Source organism: Glutamicibacter sp. BW80 (genome assembly GCF_002332385.1).
Taxonomy (GTDB): Bacteria; Actinomycetota; Actinomycetes; order Actinomycetales; family Micrococcaceae; genus Glutamicibacter.
In genome coordinates, this window is record NZ_NRGV01000052.1 from 1 (window position 1) to 10,659 (window position 10,659).

Consider the following 10,659-nt stretch of genomic DNA (forward strand, 5'->3'; position numbering starts at 1 on the left):
GTCTGGGGTGAGGCGGGGGTCGCTATGAGGGACTGGTCTCACTCAACCCTGACAGACAGGGGTCTGGCAGTAGCACTCGGCGCCGGACTTATATTGCTGGAACAGCCGATAATCAGAGTCCAAGCCTTCAATACCTTTGATGAATAGGACTATCTGCGTGGAATAACTGCCATGTTGGCACATGTTCAATAACGATCGTTTTTGGGATATTAAAGCCGCCACTTTACAAGTTGTGACTGTTGGGTTCGTTTGACGGCTAAATCGCAGCTCCAAGTGGCGGTTTTAGGCGCCCATAAGCGGGACTATATATGTGAGCGCCGAGAGAAACGCGAGGGCACGGTCCAAAATCTCGAAGCCCAACGCATCGACCGTGAGATGGAGAGCATTCGCGTCGAGGTGACGTCAGCTCAGGAAGCCTGCCATCAGGGCCGTCAAGAGCACCAGAAAGGCCAAAGCTCCTAGGGACCGCACACCCCGCGGCCTTGGCACTCAAATTCAATGACCTGGCTTGGATCAATAGTGATCTCGCCTGTCAGCGTTCTAATTTCTTCGATAGGTCGCAAAGTCGGACGTGACCTATGCCTCGAATCGGCCCTTATCGAAGACTATGAACTTTCAGCCTGCTGTAGGGTGCATTGTGGTAAAAACTTTAGGCGAGAAGTTACACTATTGAAGATAATAAAAATATTGAGTCCAGAACCAAAAGTTTAAACTACAAGCGTCAGGCATAACGATGAATTTTACTTTTGTAGCATTACCCCTTGCGTTGTCTTTGGTAGCTGCATTACCGGGGATGGCGCAGGCTGTTGAAACTCCTGTTAGCGAAACCCACACGGTGCAGCAGTCCTCGGAATACGCCCTTTCAACGAAAGATTTCTTCCCCGAAAAAACCCCTACGGAATCGAACTACATCGAAGCGGAATCGCCTGCCGATGCAGTAGCCAAGATGGATAAGATGGACGAACTACACAAAGCCGGATTCAATGTGGGTGCCATGGCAAAAGTGAATTACGGGCCTTGCAAGATCGTTGCCGCAGGTTTTCACACCAGAAAATCTGGGAACTATAGTACGGGTGGCTTCAAATCCACAACCTATTGCACCACGAAAGTCACTTCGATCAAGCATTCTTCACAGGCGCGATTTAAACGATTAGCCTGGTGGACCAAAGGTGGCCCGGAGATTAGCCAGCCAGCCTAAAAGATAAAGGGCGATAAATATAACGGCACTTACTATCCTGTTGTCTTCACGCAGACAAATCACGCACTGTCATGCAAATCTGCGAAAAAAACCACATGGTCAGGCCGTACTCTCGGAACTATTGTCGACAAAGGCAAGACTTACTATGCTGATGCCTACGCTCCTGTACAGAAGGGGGTTCCATGCCGTCTCTAAGCAGCATCCTGACAAAAATCAAGATTCGCCTTGGCTCGAAATATTCAGAAGATCAGATGGTCTACGTCGTCTATGGGAAACAACCCAGCCCATTTCCAGATCTTGAATACATAGAGCCAATAATTGCGATCGTGGCCAGTGAACGTGAATGCTTTGCGATTCAGGAAAAGTATCTAGACACTAAAGTCAGCTGGGAAGCTCGAAAGGTGCAGGGTGCCGAAAGCATAGACCTGGTAGATGGCTGCGTTTTGTATCTCACGCATACTACTTTGTCATCGTACGATGAGGACGCCGATGGGAATCCAATCTTCGGGATCATGGAGAATCCACAGCCCACGGCCCTATATTGCAGCCGGGACACCGCTGAACAGCAAGCACCGGAACAATACCTGCACATCGTTACCCTCGGTGAAATAAACCTTCGCGGCGTCGGAGAGCTTTTGGAATAAGTATCCAGCACCCTACGCCAATACCTGAAGTTGCCAGACATGAAGAGGGCCGCACCTGCCAGGTGTGGCGCTCTTCATGTTGCTTGCCGCGTTGCAGGAGATGGTATTGGGTTAGATGCCTGTTTGACCCTATCCGTGTTGTCTCAACAAACTATGGGTTGCAAGACGTTTCAAGCACGTTGAAAAGTACGAACGTTGGTGATTGAGTTTCCGGCGTTGCGGTGTTCTACGAGGGCTCCACTCTTGGAGCTCCATGAACCGCCAATTAGTGTCGCGATTTAACCGCCAAATAAAGTTGGCAGTCAAAACCTCCGGGAAAGCATCTCGCCGGCCAGCAGTCCCAGCACCTGCAGACTGGGCTGCCGTTGCGCTGCAACCGGAGAATCACCCACGAATTTGGTGCGGGAACAAGGGCGAATATTTTTTCATTCAGTCATCAAACCCGCCCCCAACCGTCCACCGGAACTCACGCCGCGCAGACCACTAATAGGCACCAAGGGCGCTGTGCCCCGGCAACCGGTAGATGATGTTCGGCAGGTGAAGTGACCTATCGGGGGTGAAGGAAAAAATCATTCACCCAACAAGCCCGGCTGAGCGGGTCATTGCCCAGTGCGGAATAGAGAATTTGCCGATGGCTAGACCCAGATGTTTTTGAGAGTCAACGGCCGCCCTATCCGCGTCGTTCTTCCGGGCGTAACCTGAAAGTACGACGGCAGACAACGCACAGGCCGGTCGCACCGGCCGGCCCATTTCAGGAGGCGGAGGGTTATGCAACGGAAACTCGGGGTGAGCACCTGGGTGTGGACCGCCAGGCTGACCGATGAATCTTTGGCGCATTTGGCTACCCAAGCGGCGCAGCTGGGGTTCGATGCCATCGAGCTACCACTGGAACAACTCGGCGACTGGGATCCAGAACGGGCCAAGGACCTGCTGGGCGAACTGGGTTTGCACCCGGTGCTTGCCGCAGTGATGCCTGCGGGGCACAACCTTATCGGGGTGCCGAGGGCAGAAGTCGAGGCAACGCAGGACTACCTCCGCGGCTGCATCGACGCGGCGGCCTCGCTCGGCGCAACCACCGTCGCCGGCCCGCTGTACACCGCCACGGGCCGGCTGTTCGCGCTGGACGACGGGCAGCGCAGGGCGGCCTATGCGCAATTGCGCACCGCGTTGGCCCCACTGGTCGAGCACGCCGCCGCGCGAGGCATCACGCTGGCCATCGAACCGTTGAACCGTCACGAAACCTCGCTGCTGAACACCATCGACCAGTGCTTCGACGCGCTAGAGCCCTTGCTGGGCCCCGGATTGGGCATGGGGCTGGACACCTACCATCTGAATATCGAGGAGCAGGACATCGCCGCCGCGGTGGCCCGGGCCACGGAGCACATCAACCATGTGCAGCTGAGCGCGAATGACCGCGGAATCGTGGGAGCTGACCATTTCGATTGGCACGGGTTCGTCCATGCCCTGGACCTCGCCGGCTACGACGGACCGCTGTGCGTGAAGTCCTTCAACCCGCACAACCCCACGCTCGCGGAGGCCGCAGCGATCTGGCGGCCGCTGGCCAGCAGCCAGAATGCCTTGGCCGCCGACTCGCTGGCCTACCTGCGCAATCTCCAAGCCGGCGGCCTCCGCTGAGCGTTGCGCCGGCCCGCGTGCGCTATTTGCCGGCGAAGCGGTTGACCAGCCGAACCGAATCGGGGTGTTCCGACAGGCGGGCAATGCTCGAAGCCTCGGCATGCAGATGGGCTTCGAGTTCCTCCGCGACGCCGGCGCGGAGCAGGGACTTGGTGGGGCCGATCGCCTGCACCGCGCCGCGCACGAAGCCGTCTTCGAGCTCCGCGAGACGCGGCGCGAAGGTTTCGGAGGACACCGCCTCGTTGGCCAGCCTCCAGTCGACCGCCTGCTCACCGACCAGCTTGCGCCCGCCCAGGGTCAGCTCGACGGCCCGTTGATGGCCGAGAACCCGGGGAAGGAAATAGGAGACCCCCGTGTCCGGGCTCAGCCCGATGGAGGCATAGGCGGCCACCAGCGGAGCGGACTCGTCGACCAGCACCCAGTCGGCGCAAAGCACCAGCCCCAACCCAGCGCCGGCCGCCGCGCCGTTGACCGCGGCGATCACCAGCAACCGGGAACGCACGATCGCCAGTGCCAGCTCGTGGGCCGCCCCGGCCAGCTGCGCCAGATACGCCGGACGGTCCCGGGCAGCGAGCGCGGCCATGGAATACACGTCGCCGCCGGCGCAGAAGTACCGGCCCTCGCCGGTCAACGTCAGCACCTGCACGTCGGGTTCTTCCTCCGCGGCGCGCAGCGCGGTCAGGGCCTCGCGCGCCAACGCCAGATTCAGCGCATTGCCCTGCGCGGGGCGCTGGAAAACTATGCGCACAATTCCCGGCCGAGTCTCCACGCGGATCGCGGTTGCTGCCTGATTCATGGTTTCCACCGTGGTGATGGGGATGGGCTGGCTCATGCGCGCGGTCCGCTTTCGACTCCGGCACGTTCGGCCCGCAACTGGCGTTTGAGCAGCTTCCCGGATTGGTTGCGCGGCAGCTGCGCCACAAAATCCACGCGCTTGGGCACCTTGTAGTCGGCGATCCGGCTTTTCACGTGGCTGCGCACGGATTCGGCGCTCAGCTCGGCCCCTTCCTTGAGCACCACCACCGCGGTGATGGCTTCGATCCAACGCTCGTGGGCGATCCCGAGCACGGCCACCTCCGCTACCTGTTCGAGTTCGTAGATGCAGTCCTCGACCTCGCGCGGAGCGACCAGCACACCGCCGGTGTTGATCACGTCCTTGATCCGATCCACCACCTGGATATAGCCCTGGGAATCGACGGTGACCTGGTCACCGGAACGGAACCAGCCGTCGACAAAGGCCTGCGCCGTGGCTTCGGGCTTGTTCCAGTAGCCGCTCATCACCTGCGGGGAGCGGTATTGGATCTCGCCGGGTTCGCCAGCCTCGGCTAGTTCCCCGGCGGCGTTGAGCACCCGGGCCTCGACGTAGAACACCGGACGGCCGCAGGAGGCCGGACGGGCCTCATGCTCCTCGGGGCGCAGCACCGAACACAGCGGACCCAGCTCGGATTGCCCGAAGCAGTTGTAGAAACCGATCTTCGGGTAGCGTGAGCGCAGCCGCGCCAGAACCGTCACCGGCATAATCGAGGCACCGTATTGGGCTTTGGCCAGCGAGGAGAGATCACGTCTTTCCAGGTCTGGGTGGTTGCTCAGCGGCACCCACACCGTCGGGGCCAGGAACAGCGACCCGATGCTCTCGGCTTCGACTCTCTCCAGGGTCTCGGCGATATCGGGACTGGCTTGCAGCCGGACGCGTGCCCCGAGAGACAAATAGGGCAGCAGGAACACGTGCATGGCCGCGGAGTGGTACAGCGGCATCGCGATCAGCGGGCGGTCCTCGGCGGTGAAATCCAAGGCAATGATCGAGGAAACATACTGTGCCAGCAGCGCGGCGTGGGTCATCATCGCGCCCTTGGGCGCGGAGGTAGTGCCCGAGGTATACAGCAGCTGCACCAGCTCGGTCCCGGAGCCCTGCGTCGCCGGCAGCTGCGCCGCCCCGGGATCCAGCGCGGTTTCCAAGATCGCGGGCTCCCCGGTGCCGGCCGGCAAGAGCGTCCATACCCGTTCCACCGCCGGGGCCCGGCCCTGCGCGCGAACCTGGTCGACCAGGGCGAGCCGCTGTTCGTCGGCTACCACCAGCACCGCGCCCGAATCCTCCAACAGGTAGCTGAGCTCATCGCCTTTCAACGCGAAGTTCACCGGCACATGCACCAGCCCGGCGAGGGCGCAGGCCAGGAAGAGGATCGCGTAGGCATCGGAATTCGCCGCGTAGGCGGCCACCCGGGAACCCGGCGGGAGGTTCGCCTCCTGCAGCCGGCGGGCCACGCGCCGCGCCGCGCTTTCAAGCTCGCGGTAGCTCCACTCGCGCTCTTCGAAGAGCAGGGCGCTGGCCTCGGGGTTGCGCGCGGCGCCGCGGCGCAGCAGTGCCCCGATGGTGTTATGCGAATCCTTGAGGGCGGCAGACCTCGGGTTCGGCTCTTCGCTTGCTGGCAGGGAATCGTTCATGAGCGGGAATCCTTAATCGAGAAATCGTTGGCCCGGTCGGGGCTTAGAGCCGTTCGAGGATGGTGACGTTCGCCTGCCCGCCGCCTTCGCACATGGTCTGCAAACCCCAACGGGTATCGCTGCGTTCCAGCTCATGCAGCAGCGAGGTCATCAACCGGGCACCGGTGGCGCCGATGGGGTGGCCCAGCGCAATGGCGCCGCCATTGACGTTGACCTTGGCCATATCCGCCTGCGTTTCCTGCTGCCAGGCGAGGACCACCGCGGCAAAGGCCTCGTTGATTTCGATGCGGTCCATATCTTCCAGGCTCATCCCGGCGCGGGCCAGCGCATGCCGTGTGGCGTTGATCGGTGCCGAGAGCATCATCACCGGGTCATCGGCGCGGGCCGAGATGTGGTGGATGCGGGCGCGCGGTTTCAGTCCGTAGCGTTTGACCGCCGATTCGGAGGCGATCAGCAGCATGGCGGCGCCGTCGGACATCTGCGAGGCGCTGGCGGCGGTGTGCAGGCCGCCGTCGATAATCGGCGGCAGCGAGGCCATCTTCGCCCGGTCCGGCGTGCGCGGCCCCTCATCGGCGCGCAGTTCGGCCAACGGCAGGATCTCCCGCTCAAAGTAGCCTTGCTCCTGGGCATGCAGGGCCTTTTCATGGGAAGCGACGGAAAAATCTTCGAGCTGGGCACGGGTGAGCCCCCACTTCTGGACCATCATCTCCACCCCGCGGAACTGCGAGATCTCCTGGTCCCCATAGCGCTGGGCCCACCGCGCGGAGCCGGTGTACGGGTCGGGGAAGCCGAACTGCGCGGCGGCCGTATTGGAATAGGACAGCGGAATGCTCGACATCGATTGCACGCCGCCGGCGACCACTAGATCGCTGGTGCCGCTGAGCACCGCTTGGGCCGCGTAGGACACCGCCTGCTGGCCGGAGCCGCACTGGCGCTCAACGGTGGTTCCCGGAACTTGTTCCGAGAGGCCCGCAGCCAACCACGCGCTGCGGGCGATGTCCATGGCGTTTGGTCCTACCTGGTCGATGCAGCCGAGGATGATCTCGTCATACTGCGTCGAATCGATGCCGTTGCGGCGCACCAGTTCCGCCAGCGGCGCGGCCGCGAGATCCAGCGGGTGCACGGCCGCCAGAGACTTGCCGCGGCGCCCCACCGGTGTGCGCAGCGCATCGATAATGTAGGCCTCGGCCATGGGCTCTCCTCCAAGGTTCGGCGGTTCTCGGACCGCTCATCACCGTGTTTTCAGTGGTGAAACCGCGTAATCGAATGTTCGTTGATGCTAAGACTAGGATGTCGAACTTACCTTGCGTTGTCTAGGTCACATCAGCGGTGCCGGAACAATGGCGTCCTGCCGGGGCCGGGGAAGCGGTATTGGGCGACCCGAAGGCTTGCTTCGGGACGTGGCAAGAACCCTCAGGGCGGCGCGCCAAGCGGGGAAATACTGCGATCAGCACTTGAACGCGGGGTTCAGGAAGCACTAGGTTACGAATCAGTAGGGTGCGTTGTGCACCCTGCGCAGGAGGAGTAGCAATGGATTCGCAGAGCCCCGACATGAACCAGCCGTCCTCCGCGCACTCCTTGCGCATCCGCCCATGGACGGGCATCGAAGAAGTTCCGGAACTGCTGGACGTGTGGCGATCCTCCGTCGAAGGGCGCCTGGATTTCCTCTCGGCCGCGGATTTGACCTCCGTAGCCTCGACCTTGGAAACCGTTTATGCGCAACGTGCAGAAATTTTCGTAGCGCACCTGGGCGCGCAGGTCGTGGGTTTCATGGCCATGGACGAACGGCGTGTGGAGCTCCTATGGGTCCACCATGAGCATCGCCAACAAGGTATCGGCAGGGCCCTGGCGGCCTTTGCGCTTTCCAGCTGCGCGGAGATCGAAATGGTGCTCAACGCGCAAAACATCGCTGGGTTGGAATTTTTCCGGCGTTGCGGATTCGAATCGGAGGACCAAGCCGGTCTTGTCGGTGCCGACGCCAAAAGTCCTAGCGTGTCCCTGCGTCATGCAAGGGTCCGCGAGCGACCCGTGGAACGATAGACGCATGACAGAAAATACCCGTTCCCTGCGTGAAGTCTCCATCGAACGCCTGGCCTCGCGCCGCTACCAGGCCACCAGCACCGAGAGCGGTGCGAGCATCGAGTTCGGCCAAGGCGAAGGCCTGCTCTCCCCGGTCGAACTGCTGCTGGCCGCGATTGCCGGGTGCTCATCGATTGACGTCGATGCCGCGACGACCAGGCATGCGGAGCCCGAAAAATTCGAGGTCACCGCGACCGGCTACAAGGTCGAAGCAGGTGGCGCGAGCCAGATGGAAGACATCGATATGTCCTTCAACCTGAAGTTCCCCGATACCGTGGAAGGCCGCAAGGCAGCCGGAATGGTCCAGCGCATTGTGAAGCTCTCCCACGACAAATACTGCACGGTCTCGCGCACCGTCGAGCTGGGGTCCAAGGTCACCAGCACCATCGAGGGCACCGACTCGGTTTCCTGATCGGCCACCATTTTCGTGGGCCAGTACTAGGGATGCGTTGAATTTGACCGGCTATGCCAGCTGTTGTGCCGGCATAGCCGGGATGGTGAATTCCTGGTGCGCCCGTCCGCACGGGAAGCCGGATGCATGTAACCGGGAATTCAGACACTTGCGAGTCATCCAAAGTCAAGCCCGGAAAGTCGAACTTGTGACCGGGGTCGAAACCAAAATCTTCAAGTACAGTGGTTTCGTATCAAATCTTGTGATCTACTGCTCTATCCGTTGAATTTGCACTCTTTAGGTGCGGAATTAGTTCTTCGATGTCGGTATTTGTCATCCGCTAGGGCCGCCGGTTCTCTCCTTGCCCTAGTCAGCAAAAAATCCTCGTCGTAGTGTCTAAATTATCCCCACGTTGAAGGAGCAGAGATGCAAACTCAGAACGTTCTAGGAAACATTGACTGGGCGTCGATGCTGCAAAAAGTTGCCATCGCGCTTGTTATTCTCATCATCACCTGGCTGGTGGCCAAGGTTGTCAAATGGGCTGTCGCCAAACTCGTCACCAAGATTAAGTTCCTCCAGAAGGAGGGCACCGATGGCAAGCAGATCGGTGATTCGCTAGGCAAGGTCGCGTCGCTGGTCGTTTGGCTCTTCGGCTTGATCGCTATTCTCCAGGTCTTCTCGCTGACCGAGGTGCTGACCCCGGTGCAGGACTTGCTCGCCGGAATCATGGGCTTCCTGCCTAACCTCATCGGTGCGGCCTTCATCTTCATCATTGGCTACGTGATCGCCAATGTAATCAAGCAGCTGATCCAGACCGGTCTGGGAACTGTCGATTTCAGTTCCCTCGTTCGCAAACTGACTCCCGGCGACGGCGAAGAAGTCGACCCCGAGACCTCACTGCGCACGCAGCGGACCATCGTGGATGTCATCGCAAATATCGTGTTTGCGCTGATCCTGCTGGTCGTGGCTATTTCCGCACTGCAGGTTTTGGGCATCGAGGCCATTTCGGTACCAGCGCAGGAGATGCTGCAGATCGTCCTGACCGCAATTCCACAGGTGATCATGGCCCTGATCCTTCTGGCCGTGGGCTTCCTGATCGCCAAGTTTGTTGGCAAGCTGCTTGAATCAACGCTGCGCGGTGTGGGGACCGACAGAGTTGTGGCGGGCTGGGGAGTTGTTCCCGAGGGGCAGAGCGCATCGGGAATCATCGCCACCATCGTGAAGATCGCAATTATCCTGTTCTTCGCGGTCATGGCAGCAAGCATGCTGAACTTCCCGGCAATCACCAACATCCTCAACGAGGTCTTGGAATTGGGCGGCAAGGTCATCTTCGGTGGAGTCATCATCGCCATCGGCTTCGTGCTGGCAAGTGTGATCGGTCGACTGATGGGCGATACTACCGCCTCGAAGATCATCCGCTACACGGCCATCGCACTGTTCATCGCGATGGGCCTGAAGTACATGGGTCTGGCCGATTCGATTATCAACATGGCCTTCGGCGCCATCGTGATCGGTGCGGCCCTGGCAGCGGCTCTGGCCTTCGGCCTTGGCGGCCGCGATGCTGCGGCTCGCACACTGGAGAAAATCGACATCAGCAAGATGGACGGTCCCGACACCTCGGGCACCGCGCCAACCCGTCGGGCACCGGCGACACCGCCGACGCCTCCAAATGAGTTCTAGAACTTAGAACCAGCAAAGAGTGGGACCGGGTAACCGGTCCCACTCTTTTTCTTGTACGCCCGGCATGGGCATTTACTTGGAGGTGAAAGTCCTCTGAAGGAGAAGGTGGTTTAACTTCTAGCCGATGGCAACTGCGTCACCGTGAGGTGGGGTGGGAAGGAAGCCGGAGGCAAATCCCAGCACCGAGGGACACGAACCACATATAAGGCATATTTGTCGGGGTAAGCCAGCATGCGATGGTGAAGCCCGTTCCACCGAAACGGCAAGTGTGTAAATGTGGCGGGCGCAGGAGGAAAGTAAATGCTCTTATCCGGGGAGGTCTGTTCCAGTGCATCACCGGTTTGACTGGTGAAGCGGTTCTGGCCGTGAGGTCAGGGCTGATGGGGCAGAAGTCAGCAGAGGTCATAGTACCCACCGGAATAGTGTCTTGGATCTGATGAGGATGCCAGGATTACCTTTATTTAAGGGGTGGGAAAGGGCTGAACGCTGGGAATTGATTATCTGAAACATGAATACTCGTGTTCACGTAAGAATCGCAGAAAACCCACGAACACGTGGTGGGGCAGAGATTGAGCTGGTCAAGTTTCTGA

Annotated in this window: 9 protein-coding genes; 6 read left to right on the forward strand and 3 right to left on the reverse strand. The window is 60.1% G+C overall.

The annotated features are described in order from the left end of the window. Positions 1-733: 733 nt before the first annotated feature. The 3 genes from CIK76_RS14830 (at position 734) to CIK76_RS14840 (ending at position 3,477) form a co-directional block, all read left to right on the forward strand. On the forward strand, positions 734-1,198 hold the full coding sequence (locus CIK76_RS14830; protein ID WP_141393573.1) for a hypothetical protein: 465 nt from the start codon (positions 734-736) through the stop codon (positions 1,196-1,198). 182 nt (positions 1,199-1,380) lie between these two features. Further along, positions 1,381-1,842 (forward strand): hypothetical protein, encoded by a 462-nt coding sequence (locus tag CIK76_RS14835; protein WP_096287826.1) that lies wholly within the window; start codon positions 1,381-1,383, stop codon positions 1,840-1,842. A 768-nt stretch (positions 1,843-2,610) separates the two neighbouring features. Next, positions 2,611-3,477, forward strand: coding sequence for a sugar phosphate isomerase/epimerase family protein (locus CIK76_RS14840; protein WP_096287828.1), 867 nt, complete (start codon positions 2,611-2,613; stop codon positions 3,475-3,477). A 22-nt stretch (positions 3,478-3,499) separates the two neighbouring features. On the opposite strand, the gene CIK76_RS14845 is transcribed toward CIK76_RS14840, so the two are convergent. The 3 genes from CIK76_RS14845 to CIK76_RS14855 are packed head-to-tail and all read right to left on the reverse strand — an operon-like array spanning position 3,500 to position 7,111. Further along, positions 3,500-4,309: an enoyl-CoA hydratase/isomerase family protein gene (locus CIK76_RS14845; RefSeq protein WP_255248494.1), complete on the reverse strand. Its 810-nt coding sequence runs from the start codon at positions 4,307-4,309 to the stop codon at positions 3,500-3,502. Then, a complete protein-coding gene (locus CIK76_RS14850) occupies positions 4,306-5,919 on the reverse strand; it encodes a fatty acyl-CoA synthetase (RefSeq protein ID WP_096287830.1) in 1,614 nt (537 codons plus the stop codon). Before CIK76_RS14850 ends, CIK76_RS14845 begins: the two co-directional genes overlap by 4 nt. A gap of 43 nt (positions 5,920-5,962) precedes the next feature. Further along, positions 5,963-7,111, reverse strand: coding sequence for an acetyl-CoA C-acetyltransferase (locus CIK76_RS14855; protein ID WP_096287832.1), 1,149 nt, complete (start codon positions 7,109-7,111; stop codon positions 5,963-5,965). Between the two features lie 338 nt (positions 7,112-7,449). Between CIK76_RS14855 and CIK76_RS14860 the strand changes: the two genes are divergently transcribed. The 3 genes from CIK76_RS14860 to CIK76_RS14870 all read left to right on the forward strand — a co-directional run bounded on the left by CIK76_RS14860 (position 7,450) and on the right by CIK76_RS14870 (position 10,069). Beyond that, positions 7,450-7,959, forward strand: coding sequence for a GNAT family N-acetyltransferase (locus CIK76_RS14860; protein ID WP_096287834.1), 510 nt, complete (start codon positions 7,450-7,452; stop codon positions 7,957-7,959). Between the two features lie 4 nt (positions 7,960-7,963). After that, positions 7,964-8,410, forward strand: coding sequence for an OsmC family protein (locus CIK76_RS14865; RefSeq protein WP_096287836.1), 447 nt, complete (start codon positions 7,964-7,966; stop codon positions 8,408-8,410). 405 nt (positions 8,411-8,815) lie between these two features. Next, entirely contained in the window at positions 8,816-10,069 is a 1,254-nt protein-coding gene (locus CIK76_RS14870; protein WP_096287838.1) for a mechanosensitive ion channel, read from the forward strand. Positions 10,070-10,659 lie beyond the last annotated feature (590 nt).

Bases quoted from the DNA above. Each gene is read 5' to 3' on its own strand.
- CIK76_RS14830 (WP_141393573.1), top strand. From the start codon at position 734: ATGAATTTTACTTTTGTAGCATTACCCCTTGCGTTGTCTTTGGTAGCT.
- CIK76_RS14835 (WP_096287826.1), top strand. From the start codon at position 1,381: ATGCCGTCTCTAAGCAGCATCCTGACAAAAATCAAGATTCGCCTTGGC.
- CIK76_RS14840 (WP_096287828.1), top strand. From the start codon at position 2,611: ATGCAACGGAAACTCGGGGTGAGCACCTGGGTGTGGACCGCCAGGCTG.
- CIK76_RS14845 (WP_255248494.1), bottom strand. From the start codon at position 4,309: ATGAGCCAGCCCATCCCCATCACCACGGTGGAAACCATGAATCAGGCA.
- CIK76_RS14850 (WP_096287830.1), bottom strand. From the start codon at position 5,919: ATGAACGATTCCCTGCCAGCAAGCGAAGAGCCGAACCCGAGGTCTGCC.
- CIK76_RS14855 (WP_096287832.1), bottom strand. From the start codon at position 7,111: ATGGCCGAGGCCTACATTATCGATGCGCTGCGCACACCGGTGGGGCGC.
- CIK76_RS14860 (WP_096287834.1), top strand. From the start codon at position 7,450: ATGGATTCGCAGAGCCCCGACATGAACCAGCCGTCCTCCGCGCACTCC.
- CIK76_RS14865 (WP_096287836.1), top strand. From the start codon at position 7,964: ATGACAGAAAATACCCGTTCCCTGCGTGAAGTCTCCATCGAACGCCTG.
- CIK76_RS14870 (WP_096287838.1), top strand. From the start codon at position 8,816: ATGCAAACTCAGAACGTTCTAGGAAACATTGACTGGGCGTCGATGCTG.